The sequence below is a fragment of the Pseudaeromonas sp. HNCC25DJ180 genome (assembly GCF_055413345.1).
Genome location: NZ_JBVAYF010000006.1, coordinates 129,728 through 150,423 on the forward strand (window position 1 = coordinate 129,728; position 20,696 = coordinate 150,423).

At 60.7% G+C, this 20,696-nt stretch carries 18 protein-coding genes; 13 read left to right on the plus strand and 5 right to left on the minus strand.

The annotated features are described in order from the left end of the window. Window positions 1-148: 148 nt before the first annotated feature. The 10 genes from ilvY (at window position 149) to ACZYTD_RS07360 (ending at window position 10,295) form a co-directional block, all read left to right on the plus strand. On the plus strand, window positions 149-1,033 hold the full coding sequence (gene ilvY, locus ACZYTD_RS07315; protein ID WP_463890744.1) for an HTH-type transcriptional activator IlvY: 885 nt from the start codon (window positions 149-151) through the stop codon (window positions 1,031-1,033). A 211-nt stretch (window positions 1,034-1,244) separates the two neighbouring features. Then, on the plus strand, window positions 1,245-1,985 hold the full coding sequence (locus tag ACZYTD_RS07320; protein ID WP_463890745.1) for a substrate-binding periplasmic protein: 741 nt from the start codon (window positions 1,245-1,247) through the stop codon (window positions 1,983-1,985). Between the two features lie 189 nt (window positions 1,986-2,174). Further along, window positions 2,175-3,062: an EamA family transporter RarD gene (gene rarD / locus ACZYTD_RS07325; RefSeq protein ID WP_463890747.1), complete on the plus strand. Its 888-nt coding sequence runs from the start codon at window positions 2,175-2,177 to the stop codon at window positions 3,060-3,062. A 99-nt stretch (window positions 3,063-3,161) separates the two neighbouring features. After that, on the plus strand, window positions 3,162-3,656 hold the full coding sequence (locus tag ACZYTD_RS07330; protein ID WP_463890750.1) for a hypothetical protein: 495 nt from the start codon (window positions 3,162-3,164) through the stop codon (window positions 3,654-3,656). Between the two features lie 230 nt (window positions 3,657-3,886). After that, window positions 3,887-5,533: a glucose-6-phosphate isomerase gene (gene pgi, locus ACZYTD_RS07335; protein WP_463890753.1), complete on the plus strand. Its 1,647-nt coding sequence runs from the start codon at window positions 3,887-3,889 to the stop codon at window positions 5,531-5,533. Window positions 5,534-5,932: 399 nt separating this feature from the next. Next, window positions 5,933-7,096: an ABC transporter substrate-binding protein gene (locus ACZYTD_RS07340; RefSeq protein ID WP_463890756.1), complete on the plus strand. Its 1,164-nt coding sequence runs from the start codon at window positions 5,933-5,935 to the stop codon at window positions 7,094-7,096. A gap of 15 nt (window positions 7,097-7,111) precedes the next feature. Next, on the plus strand, window positions 7,112-8,152 hold the full coding sequence (locus ACZYTD_RS07345) for an ABC transporter ATP-binding protein (RefSeq protein ID WP_463890759.1): 1,041 nt from the start codon (window positions 7,112-7,114) through the stop codon (window positions 8,150-8,152). Next, entirely contained in the window at window positions 8,149-9,093 is a 945-nt protein-coding gene (locus ACZYTD_RS07350; protein ID WP_463890761.1) for an ABC transporter permease, read from the plus strand. Before ACZYTD_RS07345 ends, ACZYTD_RS07350 begins: the two co-directional genes overlap by 4 nt. Further along, on the plus strand, window positions 9,083-9,892 hold the full coding sequence (locus tag ACZYTD_RS07355) for an ABC transporter permease (protein WP_463890763.1): 810 nt from the start codon (window positions 9,083-9,085) through the stop codon (window positions 9,890-9,892). The genes ACZYTD_RS07350 and ACZYTD_RS07355 overlap by 11 nt, the downstream gene beginning before the upstream one ends. Window positions 9,893-9,986: 94 nt before the next feature. Continuing rightward, entirely contained in the window at window positions 9,987-10,295 is a 309-nt protein-coding gene (locus ACZYTD_RS07360; protein ID WP_463890766.1) for a hypothetical protein, read from the plus strand. 145 nt (window positions 10,296-10,440) lie between these two features. Here the strand turns inward: ACZYTD_RS07360 and ACZYTD_RS07365 are convergent, their stop codons facing one another. The 4 genes from ACZYTD_RS07365 to ACZYTD_RS07380 all read right to left on the minus strand — a co-directional run bounded on the left by ACZYTD_RS07365 (window position 10,441) and on the right by ACZYTD_RS07380 (window position 16,778). Beyond that, window positions 10,441-12,213, minus strand: coding sequence for a tannase/feruloyl esterase family alpha/beta hydrolase (locus ACZYTD_RS07365; RefSeq protein WP_463890768.1), 1,773 nt, complete (start codon window positions 12,211-12,213; stop codon window positions 10,441-10,443). Window positions 12,214-12,541: 328 nt separating this feature from the next. After that, window positions 12,542-14,074 carry a DHA2 family efflux MFS transporter permease subunit gene (locus ACZYTD_RS07370; RefSeq protein ID WP_463890771.1) on the minus strand — a complete coding sequence of 511 codons (1,533 nt, stop codon included), beginning with the start codon at window positions 14,072-14,074 and terminating at the stop codon, window positions 12,542-12,544. A gap of 12 nt (window positions 14,075-14,086) precedes the next feature. Then, window positions 14,087-15,298 (minus strand): EmrA/EmrK family multidrug efflux transporter periplasmic adaptor subunit, encoded by a 1,212-nt coding sequence (locus tag ACZYTD_RS07375; RefSeq protein ID WP_463890774.1) that lies wholly within the window; start codon window positions 15,296-15,298, stop codon window positions 14,087-14,089. 16 nt (window positions 15,299-15,314) lie between these two features. Continuing rightward, window positions 15,315-16,778, minus strand: a complete 1,464-nt coding sequence (locus ACZYTD_RS07380) for an efflux transporter outer membrane subunit (RefSeq protein ID WP_463890776.1) — start codon at window positions 16,776-16,778, stop codon at window positions 15,315-15,317. Window positions 16,779-16,884: 106 nt separating this feature from the next. On the opposite strand from ACZYTD_RS07380, the gene ACZYTD_RS07385 reads away from it, so the two are divergent. Beyond that, the gene (locus ACZYTD_RS07385) at window positions 16,885-17,487 is read left to right on the plus strand and encodes a TetR/AcrR family transcriptional regulator (RefSeq protein WP_463890778.1); all 603 of its coding nucleotides are present in this window, start codon (window positions 16,885-16,887) and stop codon (window positions 17,485-17,487) included. Window positions 17,488-17,546: 59 nt separating this feature from the next. On the opposite strand, the gene ACZYTD_RS07390 is transcribed toward ACZYTD_RS07385, so the two are convergent. Then, a complete protein-coding gene (locus ACZYTD_RS07390; RefSeq protein ID WP_463890781.1) occupies window positions 17,547-17,768 on the minus strand; it encodes a choice-of-anchor Q domain-containing protein in 222 nt (73 codons plus the stop codon). Window positions 17,769-18,054: 286 nt separating this feature from the next. Here ACZYTD_RS07390 and ACZYTD_RS07395 point away from each other — a divergent pair, with 286 nt between their 5' ends. Both ACZYTD_RS07395 and ACZYTD_RS07400 read left to right on the plus strand, forming a co-directional pair. Continuing rightward, window positions 18,055-20,103 (plus strand): bacteriohemerythrin, encoded by a 2,049-nt coding sequence (locus ACZYTD_RS07395; RefSeq protein WP_463890783.1) that lies wholly within the window; start codon window positions 18,055-18,057, stop codon window positions 20,101-20,103. 130 nt (window positions 20,104-20,233) lie between these two features. After that, window positions 20,234-20,632 (plus strand): cytochrome b562, encoded by a 399-nt coding sequence (locus ACZYTD_RS07400; protein ID WP_463890785.1) that lies wholly within the window; start codon window positions 20,234-20,236, stop codon window positions 20,630-20,632. Window positions 20,633-20,696: the final 64 nt, after the last annotated feature.

The window sequence follows — 20,696 nt, forward strand, 5'->3', positions numbered from 1 at the left end:
GAAAAGCATGACAAAGGCAGGGTTTTAGTAAATTTAAGCAAAAAAAAGAATTCAATTGAATCGCTACCCCTAGCGTCTGCCCGCGCTCAATAGGCGCATTCAGGGACTAAGTGGTAGCATGCAGGTTCCATCCTTGAGCGGAGCAAACATGGAGTTACGCAACCTTGAGCTGTTCTTGCATCTGGCAGACAGCCTACATTTTGCCCGCACTGCCGATGCCATGGCGGTCAGCCCCTCGACCCTGAGCCGCGCCATTCAGCGTCTGGAGCAGGAAGTCGGCTGCCCGCTGTTTGAGCGCGATAACCGCAGCGTCACCCTGACCCCTGGCGGCGAGCGGCTACGGCAGTTTGGGCAGCATCTGCTGGATGAGTGGCAGAAGTTGCGTCATGAGTTGCGTCATGTGGGCGAACCCCTGCAGGGGCGTCTCAAGGTCTTCTGCTCGGTGACGGCCAGCTACTTTCTACTGCCGGATATATTGGGGCGCTTCCGAACCCGCTACCCCCAGTTGGAGATCAAGCTGGAGACCGGCGATCCGGCCCTCTCGGTAGAGAAGGTACTCTCCGAGGAGGCGGACATCGCCATCGCAGCCCGACCCGATGCCCTGCCCGGCAAACTGCACTTCATCTCCCTGCGCCGGGTGCCCCTGGTCTTCATCGCGCCACGCGCCGCTGGGCCTGTGACCCGCTGGTTGCGGGAAAATGAACCTGACTGGGAGCACCTGCCGGTGATCCTCTCGGAGCAGGGGTTGGCCCGCAAACGCACCGACCAATGGTTCCGCAACAGGGGGATCAGCCCAAACGTCTATGCCGAAGTGGCGGGCAATGAGGCCATAGTCAGCATGGTGGCACTGGGCTGCGGCGTAGGGGTCGTCCCCGATGCCGTCATAGACCACAGCCCCATGGGCGACAAGATACGTCGCCTGGAGGTCAAACCGGCACTAAAACCCTTCGATGTGGGCCTCTGTGTCCAGAAACGCCGCCTGGATGAGCCGCTGATCCGCGCCTTCTGGGAGATCGCCCAGCAGCAGAGCTGACCCGAGCCTCCCCTTGACAAAAGGGAGGGAGAAGAGCGACGCCAGGTTATTGCGCCATGGCGACCTCAGCACATGCCCCCTGTGCTCTCCTTAGCTCAAGAACTATCTGCATACGGGAGCCGGCCAAAGAGCCGAGGGGGTGCGGTGACGGAAAGCAAATTTTGACCCATACTCATGACAGTCAAAGGGCCCCGTGAAAAAGGTAGTGACCATGACTCGTCTCTCTTCTGCCTGGCTGCTGCTACTCGGCTTAGTCTCATGCCTGGCGATGGCCCAGCCCCCCCTGAAAATCCTCAGCCATGAGCTGACCCCTCTCTCCTGGCAAGCAGATGGTCGCGCCCAGGGAGTTGTCTATGATCTGGTGCAGGCAACACAAACTCAGCTTGGCCTGGCCTATCCCACCCAATTTTTACCCTTCAAGCGCGGCCTCTATCTCACCCAAACCAACCCAAATTATCTCTTCTTCCCCTGCCTGCGCACCCCGGAGCGTGAAGCAAAATTCAAGTGGGTTGGTCCTATCCTCAAGAGTCGGGGCGTCCTCTACCAATTGGCCAAACAACCTCAGGTGCATAATATCGAAGAGTTATATGCGCTGCGGCAAATTGGGGTACTGCTTGGCAGCTCTAGCGATGATTACCTCGCCAGCCTGGGGCTCACCAATCTGCGCCGCCTCCATAGCCGCGAGGAGAGTCTGCATCTGCTGGATATGCAGCGCATCGACGGCGTTGTCATGGTCGATACAGCGTTGCCGCCACTGATGGAAAAACTGCAGATCCCCGCAGACCGCATCACGGCCAGCCCAGTCGAGCTATATCATGCTGACTACTATTTGGCATTCTCTCTATCGACTCCGGATGAGCAAATCCAACTGTGGCAGCAAACACTGGATAACGTCTTAAAAGAACAGGGCGCAGAGATATTTGCCCGCTATCACCTGGCCCCCCACCCGTAAACCCAGTGGAAAGGCCGTGAAGCCATCACGGAGAAAACACTAACAAACAGCAACCAAACCAGCCATTTAACCGTTCTAGGTGGAATTAATAAGCCCATTCATCTTTTTTTTCCACCTTGAGCAGTTAAAGCGTTTTTCAAGTTCACATGGCGCGTTACACTCCTGCTCTCTTCTTCATCAGGGGGTTGTATGCCCAGCCATAACAAAGGGGTGCTCTTTGCCCTCGGCGCCTTTCTCATCTGGGGCGTCTGCCCACTCTACTTCAAACTGCTGACTCACGTCTCACCGGGTGAAATCCTCAGCCATCGCATCATCTGGTCTTGTGTTCTGCTGCTGATCTTGCTGCTGGCCAGCCGCCGCCTCTACCGGGTGCAGGCTGTGCTGCGCCAACCACGCCAGTTGCTGAATCTCACCCTCTCCGCCCTGCTGGTAGCCGGCAACTGGCTGCTCTTCATCTGGTCGGTAAACAACAACCACCTGCTGGAGGCCAGCCTGGGTTACTACATCAACCCCCTGCTCAATATCCTGCTGGGGATGCTGTTTCTCGGTGAACGGCTGCGCCGCATCCAGTCGCTCGCCGTCGCCCTGGCTGGGGTCGGTGTCATCATTCAGGTGGTGCTGCTGGGTCATCTGCCCTGGATTGCCCTGACCCTGGCCGCCAGCTTCAGCATCTATGGCCTGATCCGCAAGCAGATAGCGGTGGATGCCCAGACCGGGTTATTCGTAGAGACTATGCTACTGCTGCCGCTGGCCCTTATCTATCTGCTGACTCTGGCCAACAGCAGCACCAGCGACCTGACCCTGAACGCCTCCTCCCTCAATCTGCTCTTGATGGCCGCGGGCGTCGTCACCACAGTCCCCCTGTTGCTGTTTACCGCCGGAGCCCGCCTCATTCCGCTCTCGACTCTGGGCTTTATCCAGTACCTGGGCCCCAGCATCATGTTTCTGCTGGCGCTCTTCTACTATGACGAGCCGGTACAGCCCGCTAAATTGCTCACCTTCGGCTTTATCTGGTCTGCCCTGCTGCTGTTCAGTTGGGAGAGCTGGAGCCACAGCCGACGAGCCAAAGCGGCATAGCCATAAGCACATGGGCAAGCCGGGATGAGTCGCGTTATGATAAGAGTAGAATGACACCCTTAGCGGGTGCCGCCTGGATTGCATCCCAAGGAGTTTGTCATGTCCCTACTCTCTTTGCGTCTCGCCTCGGCTCTGCTGGCCCTGCTCGCCTCAACGTCCCTTCTCGCCGAGCAGAGCGATGAGGGCAATATCAACACTCAACCTCTACGCCCCGACTCCCGCGCCCCCATTCAGTGGGATGTGGCCCGCGCCGTCAGTGCCGATGTGACCTGTGATGGCCATCCTGACATCCTGGTGCTTGGCTATCAGGGCAAAAGCCAGGTGTGGCTCAGTGTGCGCCAGGGGAATATCCAAGGCCGCCCCCTGATGGCGCCCATAGCCTTCCCGGTCGGCACGGAAACCGATAATGCCTTCTGCCAGACGCCGGTACAGATCCAGAGCTATCCTCTGGAGTGCAAGGGCGATAATGGCCCTATCCCCAACTGTCAGCCCAAGGCCAATTGCCAGGGTTTTACCCTGAGTGACGGCGCCTGCGACGGCTTCCACTTCTACTGGAACAACCAGGCAGGCCAACTCAATTGGTGGCGCCGCTAACCGCGTCTCACGCCTTGCCATGCTCTTAATTGCCTCATGGCTAGAGTCAACGAGGCATATTCCTGCGCTAACGCAAAGGCACAATGCAGCTTCTGCAGCATAATCCCGGCAAAAAAGTGTAAACTAGCGCCGGTTTTCGGCTTGGCGCGCCGCCCACAGCGGTAACCGGTGTCAGCAAAGGCGCACAGGACGCAAAGGTTTTATTAATCGACTCTTAGGAATGCGAACCGATGAAAAACATCAACCCGACCCAGACCAAGGCCTGGAAGGCGCTGGAAGCCCATTTCGCCGCCAACAAGGATCGTCAAATCAAGGATCTGTTTGCCGCCGATCCCAAGCGTTTTGACAACTTCTCCACCACCTTCGGTGGCGAGATCCTGGTCGACTACTCCAAGAACATCATCAGCGAAGAGACCCTCAAGCTGCTGACCGATCTGGCTGAAGAAACCGATCTGCGCTCTGCCATCGACGCCATGTTCAACGGCGAAGCCATCAACCAGACCGAAGGCCGTGCCGTGCTGCACGTAGCCCTGCGTAACCGCTCCGACCGTCCGGTGGAAGTGGATGGCAAGGACGTGATGCCAGAAGTGAAGGCCGTGCTGGAGAAGATGAAGGGCTTCTGTGCCAAGATCATCTCTGGCGAGTGGAAGGGTTATACCGGCAAGGCCATCCAGCATGTGGTCAACATCGGCATCGGCGGTTCCGATCTGGGTCCGGTGATGATCACCGAAGCCCTGCGCCCCTACAAGAATCACCTGCAGATGCACTTTGTCTCCAACGTCGATGGCACCCACATCGCCGAGACCCTGAAGAAGATCGATCCGGAAACCACCCTGTTCCTGGTGGCCTCCAAGACCTTCACCACCCAGGAGACCATGACCAACGCCCTGACCGCCCGCGACTGGTTTATCAAGACCGCCGGTGACAAGGCCCACGTTGCCAAGCACTTCGCCGCCCTCTCCACCAACGGCAAGGCCGTGGCCGAGTTCGGCATCGACACCGACAACATGTTCGAATTCTGGGATTGGGTGGGTGGTCGCTACTCCTCCTGGTCTGCCATCGGTATGCCTATCGCCTTGTCTGTCGGTTTCGACAACTTCGAAGCCCTGCTGCAAGGTGCCTTCGAGATGGACATGCACTTCGCCACCAAGGCTTACGGCGAAAACGTCCCTGTGCTGCTGGCCCTGATCGGTCTGTGGTACAACAACTTCTACGGCGCCGAATCCGAAGCCATTCTGCCCTACGACCAGTACATGCACCGTTTCCCTGCCTACTTCCAGCAAGGCAACATGGAATCCAACGGCAAGCAGGTGGATCGCAACGGCAACAAGGTTGACTACCAGACTGGCCCCATCATCTGGGGTGAGCCGGGTACCAACGGTCAACACGCCTTCTACCAGCTGATCCACCAAGGCACCAAGCTGATCCCCTGTGACTTCCTGGCTCCGGCCATCAGCCACAACCCGATTGGCGATCACCATCCCAAGCTGCTGGCCAACTTCTTCGCCCAGACCGAAGCCCTGGCCTTCGGCAAGAGCAAGGAACAGGTGGAAGCCGAGTTCCTGGCCGCTGGCAAGACCCTGGAGCAAGTCAAGGATCTGGTCCCCTTCAAGGTGTTCGAAGGCAACCGTCCGACCAACTCTCTCCTCTTCAAGAGCCTGACTCCCAAGGTGCTGGGTGCCCTGATCGCCATGTACGAACACAAGATCTTCGTCCAAGGCGCCATCTGGAACATCTTCTCCTTCGATCAGTGGGGCGTAGAGCTGGGCAAGCAACTGGCCAACAAGATACTGCCAGAGCTGAACTCTGCTGACGCCATCAGCAGCCACGACAGCTCCACCAACGGCCTGATCAACACCTGGAAGGCCTGGAAGTAATTCCCCCTTCTGCCAAAAGCCGCTCTCCGGAGCGGCTTTTTTATGCGTCGATGTTGCTGCCGCCCAATCCCAACCTCGCGACACGAATAAATACATGAATAAAATCAATATGTTATATATCATTGATTTTATTCATGTATTTATATCTATTTGATTTTATTGATAATTTTATTGAGTTCATTCGATGCGCCACGGCGCTACTCTGGTTCCCTGCCGCCTCTCGTTTGCACCATATTGGGCCGCACCAACCCCCTGCACCGTCGGGGGGCAAAGGGCGCCAAGGCGCGCCGTTATCGGCTTTGGCGGTTATGGCACACCCCTTGTATAGGCTTCTTCGAACACGCCTCCCGTCGGGAGGTGCCTCGCCGGCATTGGCCCGGTCCTTTCGGAGAGTCACCCATGAAGTCACGCACCCGTTTTGCCGCTCTTGTCTGTCCGCTCGCTGTTGCCATTGTCGCCGCCACCTCGGCGAGTCAGGCGGCGCCACTGCAGAGTCTCGGCAAGGGGGAAGGGGTGCTGGATATCATCGCCTGGCCCGGCTATATCGAGCGCGGCGAGAGCGACAAGGCCTACGACTGGGTCTCCGGTTTCGAGAAGCAGACCGGCTGCCAGGTGCGGGTGAAGACAGCCGCCACCTCGGACGAGATGGTGGCCCTGATGGCCAAGGGCGGCTATGACCTGGTCACCGCCTCCGGCGATGCCTCCTTGCGCCTCATCTATGGCAAGCGGGTGCAGCCCATCAACCCGGCGCTGATCCCCAACTGGAGCAAGATAGATCCCCGCCTGCAGAGCGCCGACTGGAATACGGTGGCAGGCCAGCACTACGGTACCCCCTACCAGTGGGGCCCGAATGTGCTGATGTATAACACCAAGGTATTCAAGACCCCGCCCACCAGCTGGGGTGTGCTCTTCACCCCCCAGAACCTGCCCGATAGCAAGCCGAACCAGGGACGGGTACAGGCCTATGATGGCGCCATCTATCTGGCCGATGCCGCGCTCTACCTCAAGCAGGCCAAGCCGGAGCTGGGCATCACAGACCCTTACGAGCTGACCGAGACCCAGTATGCGGCGGTACTGGAGCTGGTGCGCGGCCAGCACAGCCTGATCCACCGTTACTGGCACGACTACAACGTGCAGATGAGTGACTTCAAGAACGAAGGGGTGGTGGCCTCCGGCGCCTGGCCCTTCCAGGTCAACGCCCTGATGGCCGAGAAACAGTCCATCGCCTCCACCATTCCCAAGGAGGGCGCCACGGGCTGGGCCGACACCACCATGCTGCACGCCGAGGCCGCCCACCCTGTCTGTGCCTACCAGTGGATGAACTGGTCGCTGGAGCCCAAGGTACAGGGGGATGTGGCCGCCTGGTTTGGCTCGGTCCCGTCCGTGCCCGCCGCCTGCAGCGCCTCCAGCCTGCTGGGCGCCGAAGGGTGCAAGACCAACGGCATGGATAACTTCGACAAGATCGCCTTCTGGAAGACCCCCCAGGCCAAGTGCAGCAGCGGAACCTGTGTGCCCTATAGCCGCTGGGTACAGGATTACATCGCCATCATGGGTGGCCGTTAACCGTGGAGAGGCACCATGACATTTGCTGTCGAATTTTCCGCCGTCAGTCGCCTCTATGGCCGGGTCAAGGCCGTGGATCAGGTGACACTGCGCATCGAACAGGGGGAGTTCTTCTCCATGCTGGGGCCGTCAGGCTCCGGCAAAACCACCTGTCTGCGCCTGATGGCCGGTTTCGAACAACCGGATCTGGGGGTGGTGCGTCTGGGCGGTATTGATGCCGTCGGCCTGCCCCCCTACCTGCGCGACGTCAACACCGTGTTCCAGGATTACGCCCTCTTTCCCCATCTCAGCGTGGCAGAGAATGTGGCCTATGGCCTGAAGATCAAGGGCGTGGGCCGGGGCGATCGCATGGCCCGCAGCGAGGAGGCGCTGGAGCTGGTGGCCCTGGGCGACTATGGCGAGCGTAAGCCCGCCGAACTCTCTGGCGGTCAGCGTCAGCGGGTGGCGCTGGCCCGGGCCCTGGTCAACCGCCCCAAGGTCTTGCTGCTGGATGAGCCGCTGGGGGCGCTGGATCTGAAACTGCGGGAGCAGATGCAGTCCGAACTCAAGCGCCTGCACCGCCATCTGGGCATCACCTTCGTCTATGTGACCCACGATCAGGGCGAGGCCCTCTCCATGTCGGATCGGGTGGCGGTCTTCAACCGTGGGCGCATCGAGCAGCTGGATACCCCGCGCAACCTCTATGTGCGCCCGCTTACTCCCTTCGTGGCCCGCTTTGTCGGCTCCTCCAACGTCATCGACGGCGCCCTGGCCGAGCAGCTGGGCGGTTCATCCCAGCCTTTTGCCCTGCGTCCCGAGCATGTGCAACTGGTGCAGCCCTATGGTCAACTGGAGGTGCAGGTAGAGGGCAAACTGCGCCACGCCCACTACCACGGCGCCTACAGTCGGCTGGAGCTGGAGCTGCCTCAGGGCCAGTCGCTGGCCCTGCATGTCCCCCACAAGGATGGTGACGAGACGCCGCTGCCGGATATCGGCACCCGCATCAGCTGCGGCTGGGCGCGCCATGCCATGGTGCCCTTGCAACCGGATAGCGCCACCGGGAGTACGCCGTCATGAGCAGCGCCGCCCCCACCGCTCCCCTGGCTGGCCTCTCCTGGGCCGGGCGCCTGGGTCGCTGGCTCTTTCTGCGCCCCCGACTCCTGCTGCTGATCTGGCTGGCCCTGCCCCTGCTCTGGCTGGTGGGCCTCTATCTGGGTTCACTCCTTACCCTGCTGGCCCAGAGCTTCTACACCTTCGACGACTTCACCATGTCGGTGCTGCCGGAGTGGACCCTGGATAACTACCGGCAACTGCTCAATGCCAGCAATCTGGATATAGTAGTGCGCACCGTCAGCATGGCCCTGGCGGTCTCGCTGGCCGATGCCCTGATGGCCTTTCCCATCGCCCTCTATATGGCACTCTACGCCTCGCCACGCATCAAGGCCTTCTTCTACATCGGCGTCATGCTGCCCATGTGGGCCAGCTATATCGTCAAGGCCTATGCCTGGACCGCCATACTGGCCAAGGGCGGACTGCTACAGTGGATCCTGGATGGCCTGGGGCTGCAACCCCTGCTCGAATGGCTGCTGAGCTCGCCCATCGGCGGCAACACCCTGGCCACCTCGCACCTGGGACGCTTCCTGGTGTTCAGCTACATCTGGCTGCCCTTTATGATACTGCCGATCCAGGCGGCGCTGGAGCGCATCCCGCCCAACCTGCTGCAGGCCGCCAGCGATCTGGGGGCCCGTCCGCGCCAAGTGCTGACCACGGTTCTGCTGCCGCTGGCCCTGCCCGGCATCATGGCGGGCTCCATCTTCACCTTCTGCCTGACCCTGGGCGATTACATCATCCCGACCCTGGTCGGCCCCTCCGGGCTCTTCATCGGCACCATGGTCTACACCCAGCAGGGCGCGGTGGGCAATATGCCGCTGGCCGCCGCCTTCACTGTGGTGCCCCTGCTGCTGATCAGCCTCTATCTCTGGTTTGCCAAACGACTGGGGGCCTTCAATGCACTCTGACCGTCAAGCCTCACCCCTGCTCAAACTGCTGGCCTGGAGCGGCCTGGCCCTGCTGCACCTGCCGCTGATTGTCATCGCCCTCTACGCCTTCAATACCGAGAGCGCCGCCTTCAGCTTTCCGCTGCAGGGCTTCACCCTCAAGTGGTTTGTCGCCACCGCCCAGCGTCCCGATGTACTGGAAGCGGTATGGGTCTCGCTGAAGGTGGCCGCTGCCGCCACCCTGCTGGCGTTGATGCTGGGCACCCTGGCGGCGCTGGCCATCTGGCGTCACCGCTTCTTCGGCAAGGAGGCCTTCTCCATGCTGCTGGTGCTGCCCATCGCCCTGCCGGGCATCATCACGGGTCTGGCGCTGCTGGCCAGCTTCCAGCATCTGGGCATTGAGCCCGGCATGCTGACGCTGATCGTCAGCCACGCCACCTTCTGCGTGGTGATCGTCTTCAACAACGTGCTGGCCCGCTTTCGCCGCACCAGCCTGAGCCTGATCGAAGCCTCGATGGATCTGGGCGCCAACGGCTGGCAGACCTTCCGCTATGTGGTGCTGCCCAACCTGGCCACCGCCCTGCTGGCTGGCGGCCTGCTGGCCTTCGCCCTCTCCTTTGACGAGATCATAGTCACCACCTTCACCGCCGGACACGAGAAGACGCTGCCCATCTGGCTGCTGGGCCAACTGTCCCGCCCCCGGGACGTGCCCATCACCAACGTGGTGGCCCTGGCCGTCATGCTGGCCACAGTGCTGCCCATCCTCGGCGCCTACTACCTTACCCGGGACACCGACTCGGTCGCCGGCAGCGGCAAGTAAGAACACGTCAGACAATTAAGGAGCGAGCGACGCCGTGGCGGTATCCGCCGCCACGGAAGGAGTAAGGACAGCGGAAGGAGTAAGGACAGCCACCGTGGTATTAACCCTACTCGGTGGATGTCCTGCTCTACTTGCTCTCTTTATCAATACCGCCGCCCAATGCCGCGATCCGGCCAGCCCCATCGCAAGCTACTGCAAGGCACACAAGCTGAGAGTCAGGGCGCTGATCCGCGCCCATCTGGGGAAACCCTATGACGCTGATGACTCTCTCCTCGATGCCATCTGCCTGCTCAAGGAGGGCGCCATGGTCTCCGCCTACGTCAATCACGATCCGCAGGAAGCACAACGGGACAGCCACTTTCGCAAAGAACAGGTAGAGTCAGGCAAGAAGCTAGGTGGATAGAGGACAAACTATGCTAGCTCACGAAAAATCATACTGGTTTCCCGCAAAACGCTTTGGCTGGGACAAGGAGTGACGGCTGGGCTGTAACTGGGCTTTTCAGGCACAGCCCAACCGACATAAGCATAGTTTTCCATGGCGTTGCGACTCAGTGACTCCCCTCGACCAATTTGCCGTCGACCACGCTGAAGGTCCGCTGGTTGTCGGCCCCCACATACGAGATGGCCGGTTGGCCGAAGACAATGAGAGCAAACGCTGCCGACTTCTCCGGCCGGTAATGCCTGGCAAGATTGGGATCCCCCTCTCCCGTATAGCGGGCAATATTGGGGTAAGGATAAACCGGGCGACTGGCCAGGGGCGTCTTGCCCGGCACGGGCAAGGGGGAGCTTGCCGGACGCATGGCATGGAACTGGGCCTCGGCCGGTTGGCTTGCCGATGTACTCGTGGCCAGCGGTGGCTGGATTAACTGTGCCTGCGCCACCTTGTCGGCCACTATCTGCCCAGGAGCCTTACCGGCCTCGGTCCAGGCGAGCAGTGGAGTGAGAAAATCGATCTGATCATACCCCTCACCACGGCCACAGTGGCCAACCCCCGGCAGCAGGAAGAGCCGCAGGAACTGGTCGGTCGCCTTAGCGCCCAGCTCAGCCTGCACACCGCGATAGTAGGCGAGCGAGAACGCTGGGCTGATGGAGTCATCCGCCAGCCCATGCCAGAGGATCAGCCGACCTCCTCGCTGCATAAAGGGGCGCAAGTTGGTGTTGGCGGCATTATTCAGTGGTGCCAGTTGTGCCACACGCCCGAAGTTATCATGGGTCAACGGGAAATCGGCGAGGGAGTTGGGCTTGCGTTGGGACTCGGGCAGTAGCACATGCTGCAGCGCAGGCAACACCATGCTGAGGGACATGGAGGGCTCACCCTGCCGAGCAGGCACCGGCCACTGCAGCTCGGAGCCCAGAGGCATGCCACCAAGCACGAAGTGCTGACCCGAGGCGTCGGACGCGCCGGCATAGAGCCGCCCGGCCGCCTTGATCTCCTCACGCGTCAGACAGGAGCTCCCCGGCTTCTGCTTATCATCACAGGTGGGGACCCAGGCCGGGTCAAACTGACAGGCATAGGGATTCTGCAATAGTCCATCCTGCACCCCGGAGAGAGTCGGACAGTGTGCCAGCACGGCCCGATGCAGAATGGGCAATCGATCCTTGAGCAGAATGGCGCTGCCATCCGCACGCTGGTTGGCAACCACATTCCAGCCATGGAAAAAGGAGTTCTGGAATTGGAAAAAGCCGGCTGGTGCCCCGGCCGCGATACCATCGAAATCTTCCGGAAAGCGCTGCGCCGCCATCAACGCCTCACGCCCGCCATCGGAACACCCCATAAAGTAGGCATAACGCTGTGGCTGACCATAGTAGGCTCGAATGATGGCCTTGCTGACCAACGCCGTCTGGTGTTGGGCCCGATAGGCAAAATCGATGCGCTTCTGGGGATCCTCCGCCCATGAGGCATCCATCATGCTGCCCCTGTGACCCATATCGGTACTGGCAACCACAAACTCGCCATGCAGAGCAGGCGTACAGCTATGGGCATTCACCAGATTCAGCGAGAGGGAACCACACAGGCCACCACACCCCAATTGCAGGAAGCGCGAGCTCCAGCGCTCGGTCGGCAAATTCACCTCAAACCCGATGGCTGGAGCTATGGTGCCAGTTACCTTGCAAAACTGCCCTTGCGCCGTGGCAATCAGGGTAGCCGAGCTTACGGTGACAGTGGCATCGGCCGCCGCCGAGAAGGGCTGTTTGGCCAACTGTTCACAAGCCAAAAGGGGTTTGACTACAGGTAGTGTGGCGCTATTGGCCGCAGTGGGCCCCCCGCTCACGAGCAGCCCTGCCAACAGCAACTGCCCCCAAAAAGATATATACCGCATTTGAGTATGCCCCAATCTCATATTCAACCCGCCGCTACCCGTCTGTAGCCGGCAACCATACAACTAACTCTAGCCCGCCAGGGCAGAATACACACAGGCCAGCGGCGGCTCCCGAGGCCTTACATACTATTACCCCCCTGGCTTGGCCTCGGCGCCAAAGCGCCCCAAGGGGACAGCCACCTCGGTATTAACCCTACTCGGTGGATGTCCCGTAAATCTCCTGTGGATGTCCCGTAACTCTCCTCCCGAGCATCCCATAGTGGCTGTTCCGTAAATAAACCAAAAAAAAAGCCAGCCTCCGGAGGCTGGCAAAAAGCCCGGCAGGGGCTCAGTGAACGGCGGAAATATCCACCTGTCTGGTGGGCTTGGGCGCCAGCCAGATGACGAAGGCGGCGATGGTGAAGAGGGCAGCCACGGCCATGAAGATCTTGTTGGTGGCCACCATCACGCTCTGCCCCTGCAGCAACCACTCCAGGGTGCCGCGCACCTGTCCCAGCTGCACCCCGGCGCCGGTCATGGCGCGGCTCGCCACCCCGTGGGCATCGGTGAGTCCGGCCAGCTCGGCGCGCACATAGCGGCTCTGGTTTTCCCAACTGGTGCTCACCATGGAGGTAGCCACGGCACCGGAGAGGGTACGGATAAAGTTCATCAGCCCGGCGGCCGAGTCCATCTCCCGGGTCAGCACGCTGCCGAGCGCCAACCCGGTGAGCGGCACGAAAAACAGCGGCATCCCCATCCCCTGAAACAGCATGGGCAGGCTGATCTGGCCGAAGGTCATCTCCATGTTGGCGTGGCTGCGATAGAGGGTCCAGAGGCCAAGCCAGAGCACGCCGATAAAGACCAGAGGTCGCGGATCCATGCGGGAGGCCAGGTTGGCAATCAGCGGCGCCAGGAAGATGGCCAACACCCCCATCATGGCGGTGGCATAACCGGCTATGGTGGCGGTGTAGCCCATATAGATCTGCAGCCAGAGCGGCGTCAGCACGGTAATGGCGAAGAAGGCGGCGAAGCCCAGTGCCAGGGTCACCATGCTGCAGCTGTAACCACGGTGGCGGAAGATGCGCAGGTCCACCACAGGGTTACGCTCGGTCAGCTCCCAGATGAGGAAGGCGACAAAGCCGATCAGCGCCACTATCCCCAGCACCACAATGCGGGTGGAGGCAAACCAGTCATGATCCTTCCCCTCATCGAGCATGATCTGCAGTGCCGCCACCCAGACCACCAGCAACAGCAGACCTATCTTGTCGATGGGCAGCTTGAGGGTCGGCGCCTCGAACTTGCGCAGCAGTTGCCAGCACATAAAACCGGCAAACAGGGCAAAGGGTGCCTTGATGTAGAAGATGTAGGGCCAACTGTACTGATCGCAGAGAATGCCGCCGAGTATGGGCCCCATGATGGGGGCCACCAGGGTGGTCATGCTCCAGAGGCCGATGGCGGCGTGGCTCTTCTCCTTGGGAAAGATGCGGATCATCAGAGTCTGGGAGAGGGGCATCAATGGCCCCCCGGAGAAACCGAGGAAGACCCGGAACAGCACCAGCATGCTCATGCTGCTCGCCATGCCGCAGAGAATGGAGAAGAGCCCGAACAGGATAAAACAGGTGACAAAGACCCGCACCGCGCCGAAACGCGAAGAGAGCCAGCCCGTCAGCGGCACCGAGATGGCCTCAGCCACCGCATAGGAGGTGATGACATAGGTGCCCTGACTGGTGGATGTGCCAAGGCTACCGGCGATGTTCGACACCGAAACGTTGGCGATGGTGGTATCGAGGATGGCCAGGAAGTTGGCCATCGCCAGCATCAGGGCTCCCAGCGCCAGCTTGCCCCCGCTAAGCGGCGCCGGTTCGACGGCTGCGTGTTGCATGAGTATGCCCTCTTAACCCTGTGAGTCCGCTTGCGGCCGGCTCTGGCGAGCCAGGGCCGGACCCGTGGCGGGCGCCGAGATGTCTATGGTCGCCACCATGGAGAGCCCGACCTGCAGCGGACGCTCGGCCAGCTCACGCTGATCCAGTTCGATACGCACCGGCAGACGCTGTACCACCTTGATCCAGTTGCCGGTGGCATTCTGGGCCGGGATCAGGGAGAAGGCCGAGCCGGTACCGCCGGAGAAACCGCTGACCTTGCCGTGATAGACCACATCACTCCCGTAGAGATCGGCCACCACCTCCACCGGCTGACCCACTCTGACCTTGCCCAGCTCCACCTCTTTGAAGTTGGCATCCACATGCACCTGCTGCAGCGGCACCACGCTCATCAGCGGCGCACCGATCTGCACTCTTTGTCCGGCCTGCACCTGACGCTTGGCCACCACCCCATCAATGGGAGCGCGGATCAGGGTGCGGGCCAGATCCACCTGCGCCTGCTTGAGGCGCGCCTGGGCCAGCAATACCTCGGGGTTGGTCTCCACCGTGGCATCCATGGTCAATGCCGCATTGGCCTTCTTGGAACCAATGGTCGAGAGGCGATTGGCCACGCTCTGGGCGGTACCAGCCTTGGCGCCGTTGAGGTTGGCCTCGGCCAGTGCCAGCGCATTGCGGGCATTGGTCAGCTCCTCACCCGACACCGAACCGGAAGCCTGCAGAGCTTCGCGCCGCTGCAGATCCACCCGCGCCCGGGCCAGATCGGCCTGGGCCGCCTGCAACTGGGCGCTCGCCCGTCGCTCGTCCGCCTCACGCGCCTTGACCTGGGCCGCCAGCCCCTCATCATTGGCAAAGTAGCTGCGCACCCGTCGCTTGGCCAGCGCCAGATCCGCCTCGGCCTGGGCCACGGCGATGCGCGCATCGGTATCATCGATCTGTACCAGCAGATCGCCCTGCTTCACCTGCTGGGTGTCCACCACCTTCACCTGCTGCACTATGCCACCGACAGCGGGCGTCACCTCGGCCACTTCGGCGGCGGTGTAGGCGTTATCTGTGCTCACATAGCGAGCGCCTACCAGATACCACCAGCTGCCATAACCAGCGGTCGCCAGGGCGATGGCCAGCCCCAGGCCGACAAAACCCTTGCGGCGCTTGGCACGCAGGCGGCGGGCCAGCTCCAGCTCATTCTGATCGTCCAGCGGTTGCACAACGGCATGGATCTGTGTCATTTCCTCTTATCCTCACTCAAGAACGAACGTCATTAGTTGCTTTTGCCACACCGGCGCCGCCCCCCAGGGCATGAACCAGCTCGATATCCAGCGACAGGGCACGCGACTGCATGTTCACCAGCGTCTGCCGGCTGGCCAGCAGCGCCGATTCGGCACTGAGTACATCCAGATAGGTGGCCAGACCGCCGCGATAGCGTCGGTTGGCGATCTGGTAAGCATCATCCGCCGCCGTCACCGCCTCCTGACTCTTCGTCAAGCGACCATCCAGCGCCTTGGCACTGGTGACCGCATTGGCCACCTGCATGAAAGCCTGCACCACGGTGGCGTTATAGCCGTTGACTGCCAGCTGATAGCTGGCACGGGCGCTCTCCAGCTGCCCATCGAGCCGACCCGAGGTGAAGAGCGGCAGATAGAGTGCCGGGGTGATGCCTCCCGCCTCCGAACCCGAGTTGCCCAGGTTCTCCAGCCCCATGGCCTGGGTGCCGATGAAACCGCTCAGGCTGATATCCGGGTAGAAGCGGGTCTGGGCGACCCCCACCTGACGCGCCGCCGCCTCGGCGCGCCAGCGTGCCGCCGTCACATCCGGCCTGTGGCCCAGCAAGTCGGCACTGGCCCCCTCGGGCAGCCCGAAACGGGCATCGAGTGGCAGGGTGGGACGGTGGATCTCCAGGGCACGATCCGGCCCCTGGCCCAGCAATGCGGCCAAGGCATGGCCCTGCAGGACGATGGCTTCATCCACCGCCAGCAATTCGGCGGCGGCGGTAGCCTGTAACGACTCCACCTGCCGCACCGAGCCCAGCGTCTCCAACCCGTTGCGATAACGCTGACGGAACAGCGTCACCGTCTGCTGGCGGATCTGCAGCGCCGTCTGGGCGGTATCCCGATTGGCGTAGAGATGCGCCAGCTCGGCATAGGCCTGCGCCACTGAACTGGTCAGCAGGCGCCGCGCATCGGCATTTTCTGCCTCGGCGGCGGCCAATTCGGAGCTGGCCGCTTCCACCAGCGCCCGGTTCTTGCCCCAGAAATCGAGCTCGTAGCTGAAGTTGAGGGTCGCCGAGCCATAGGTGTTCCAATCGCGCGGCACAAAATCATTGCCGTTGTGGTAACTCAGCTTCTGCTCGGAGACCGAGGCATTGGCGCCTATTTCCGGCCCCTGCAGCGCCCCGGCCTGCCTGGCCATGCCCCGAGCCTGGGCCAGCCGCGCCTGGGCCATGGCCAGGGAGGGTGAGCCAGCCAGCGCCTGCGTCATCAGCGTGTCGAGTTGGCGATCCCCGTAACGCTGCCACCAGCGCGCCACCGGCCAGCTGTCATGTCGTTGTGCCGTCAGACTCTGCCGACTGGCCAGGTCACTGGCCACCAGCGCCTTATCGGTCGGCAGATCGGCTTGAATGGAGCAGGCTGCGAGCAGCAGGGCACCGCTGGAGAGCAGGCCCGCCGCCAGAGGTCTGAGGACCGGCAGCAGCAAAGAGGGGGTTCGCATGGCGTGGAGAATTCCTATAACTGTACTGAACAGTACGGTTATAATTTGACAAGCGCCATTCGTCAAGGAAAACTGGACGGGTCAGTTCATTTATCAGCGAGCCATCATGCGAGTTAAAAGCGAAGAGCGGCGCCAGAACATCATAGAGATAGCCCGGGAAGCCTTCACCCGACAGGGGTTCGAGACCACCTCCATGTCGGAGATCGCCAGCCGGCTCGGAGGCTCCAAGGCCACCCTCTACAACTACTTCGCCTCCAAGGAGGAGCTGTTCGCCGCCGTGATGGAGGATTTTGGCAAACAGAAGATTGCCGAGGCATTCATGTCGCTGGACCCGGAGGCCGAGGTCAGCGCCGAGCTGCAGAAGCTGGGGGTCCACTATTTAAGTTTTGTGCTCACCCCCGAGGTGATGGCGCTACGCACCGTGGCCCTGCACGAAGCCGCCCGCTCCCCCATCTCGCGTCAATATTACGAGGAGGGGCCGAAGAAGGGATGGTTGATGGTGGCCAGCTATCTGCAGAAGCTGGCCGAACGCAAGAAGCTCAAGTTTGAGGAACTCTGGGTCTGCGCCATGCATCTGAAGGCGCTGCTGGAAGCCGAACTGGTGGAGCCCTGTGCCCTGGGGATCGCCCAGGTGCCGGAGGCGGCAGCCCTGGAGCGGGTGGTCGAGCGCGCCGTGCGCGTCTTCCTCGCCGCCTACGGCTGGCGCTGATCGTCAAAAAGCCAAAAGGGGCCAATGGCCCCTTCAACACACCACGTTTCCTGCTGCGGTTACTGTCGTTCGGCAGCGCCTATATCTATGCTCGCCCCCACCAGACGCGGGTTGCCATACAGATCGGTCGCACCACTCTCCACGCTACTCTCTCCGGCATCCAGCGCCAGGCTGTTGGAGCCCAGACGATATCCCTTGGTGGGCAAGACACCGGGCTTATCGCTATAGAGGTTAGCGCCCGCCATGGAACGATAGCTGGCAGGCAACAGATTGCGGCTCATCTGACGCTATCCATGGCATCAAAAAGAGAGTGAACCTCACTGTTACCACGAATCGTGCCAGTTAAACGGGGGATTCTATCCTCTCTGTGAATGGGCAGGAAAAAAGGTGAGACTCACAGGGATAGGGCATCAGCAACCAGCTGTGGGCTGCCGCACGAATTGAAAAAAAGCAATTGAACAATAACGCTTTTTTTACGACTCATACTTCCGGCGGTAAAATTAACCGCATAACATGGCTTATCACTACAGGTTCGTCACCTGTCATCTTCATGATAAGGATGGTCCCATGTTCTCTTGGTTGTCTCAGCTCTCGACTCGCCGTTTTATCCTCTGTGCCTCCTTGGTGATCCTGGCGACCGTCGCCATCATCAGTGGTTATCGTTTCTATGCTCTGGCACAGCTGGAGCGCGCCGTGAGCACAGAGATCCAGCTGCATGATGATGCCATCACACTGCAGGAGTTGCGCTACCACACGGTCCAGCTCCAGCAGTTTCTGACCGATGCCTCCCTCACAGGTGACAGTGGCGCCATTGCCGAGGCCAAAGCGCACCAGTTGGCCACGGCGCCCTTGCTACAAACCCTAAGCAAACTGGAGTTAGGCTCCTTGACCACGCTGATGGCCCAGCAAGTCACCGTGGGTGAAAAGATGGTGGCCGCCTACAGCAGCGGCGACAAGACCGCGGGTGATCGGTTGATGAAGAGTCCGCAGACCGGCTTTGATGCACTCTCTAGCGCCATCAATGAACAGGTCAAGCTCGCCCTGACGCAACAGAGTGAGCGCATGGAGGCCTCGCAGCGGCTGGCCGAACAGAGCCAGGAGACCATAGAAAGGGTGGAGTGGGGCAGCGCTCTGCTGCTGTTATTGCTGGTGTTGAGTGCCCTCTTCCTCATCCACCTCAAGGTCAACCGCCCGCTCAACCAGTTGTTACTGCAGTTACGTGATCTCACCACAGGCGAGAAAAATCTCGGCTTCCGTCTACCCGAGGTGGGACGCGATGAATTTACCCAGGTGGCCAGCACCTTTAACCGCTTCCTCAGCGATCTCGACCATATTCTGGGCACAGTGCAACAGGTCTCTCATCGCTCCAGCCAACAGATGGCCAATCTGATGGTTCGCTCCAAGGCGACCCTGCAAGGCATGAATCAGGTCCAGAGCAACACGGATGCCCTGGCCGCCGCCACGCAGGAGATGTCCTCCACTGTGCAGGAGATCGCCAACACCACAGAGCAGGCCAAGCAGGACACTGAGATGGCCCAGGAGCAGGCTGCCGATGGTCAACGTCAGGTGGGCGAAGCCGTTAACCTGATCCAGAAGGTCGCCACCGAGATCGAACAGGCGGTAACCAGCATCAATCAGCTGGATCAGCAGAGTGCCCAGATCGGCGACATCTTGAATGTGATCCGAACCATCTCGGATCAGACCAACCTGCTGGCGCTGAACGCCGCCATTGAAGCCGCTCGCGCCGGGGAGGCGGGACGCGGCTTCGCCGTGGTGGCCGATGAGGTGCGCCATCTGGCCAGCCGCACCCAGCAAGCCACGGTGGAGATACAGCAGCGCATCCAACAGTTACAGCAAAGCACCACAGATGCGGTGGATATCATGCACCACACGGCGCAGATCAGCGATCTGGCCGTGGAGCAGGCCGAGGCGGCCGGCACGCGGCTCAACGAGATAGTGCAGGCGGTAAGCCGCATCACCGACATGAACATGCAGATTGCTACCGCCGCCGAACAACAGTCGCTGGTCGCCCAGGAGACCTCGCGCAATGTGGTGGATGTGGCCGATATTGCCCGCGCCGCCTGTGACGATGCCAATGCCAGTTTCCGCTTTGCCCGCGAGGTCAACTTCGGCGCTCAGGAGGTGGGCATGCTCACTAACCAATTTAGCGTCAGCCAAGATGAACAGGGCGGTGACGATTACAGCAGCAGTGAAGTGGTGCGCTGGAGCGATGCCTTCAAGGTGGGTGTCCGCCAGGTGGATGAACAGCACTATGGCCTGTTTCAGAGCATGAACAGTCTGTATCAGGCCATTCACGACGAAGCCGCCGGCTCGCTCATCCAACAACGGCTAGACTCGCTGGTCCAATTGGCCAAGCAACATCTGAGCGATGAGGAGAAGCTGATGCAGCAGGCCGGTTATCAGGATCTGAGCGCCCATAAGCTGGTGCATCAGAAGTTGCTGGCCGATCTGGATAAGCTACTGCAGCGTTTCCGTGCCAAGGAGGCGGATATCGAGATGGAGGTGGTCTTCTTCCTGAAAAACTGGCTGGTCGGGCATATCTTCAGCATAGATAAACGCTATGTGCCCGAGTTACACGCCGCAGGGATTCTATGAGTCGCCCTAGGCGAGTGAAACAGAAGGTGAGTTAAGCTTGGGTTAATTCTCCTGCGCTAACATGGCATGTGCTATACAAGAGAGTAGCCAGCGGCAAGCTGGCCATTACCTCACTACGGAGAGAAAAAGAATGCTGAAGAAAGTTGCTACCCTCTGTTGCTCCCTGCTGTTGGCCAGCACGGTTCTGACTCCAGCCATGGCGGATAGTGGCGTCGAGGCTGGAATGAAGGGCATCGCCAAGAGCTATAAAGCGGCCAACCAGGCCGATGATGCCGCTGCCCTGAAGCAGGCGCTGACCCAAATGCGTGAGTATGCGGTCAAGGCACAGGGCGAAGTGCCGCCAGATTTCAAGGATCAAGCTGCCGATGGCCCGGAGCGTAAGGCCTATACCGAAGGCATGACCAAGCTCATCAAGCAGATTGATGATGCCCAGGCCTTGCTGGATGCGGGTAAGCTGGATGAGGCCAAGGCCGCCACCGCAGCCATGAAGCAGACTAAGAGCGAATACCACACCAAGCTGAAGGTCTGAGCCTCACCTCTCGCCAAAAAGGGCCAGCCACTGCTGGCCCTTTTCCTTTTTACGGCCAACAGAC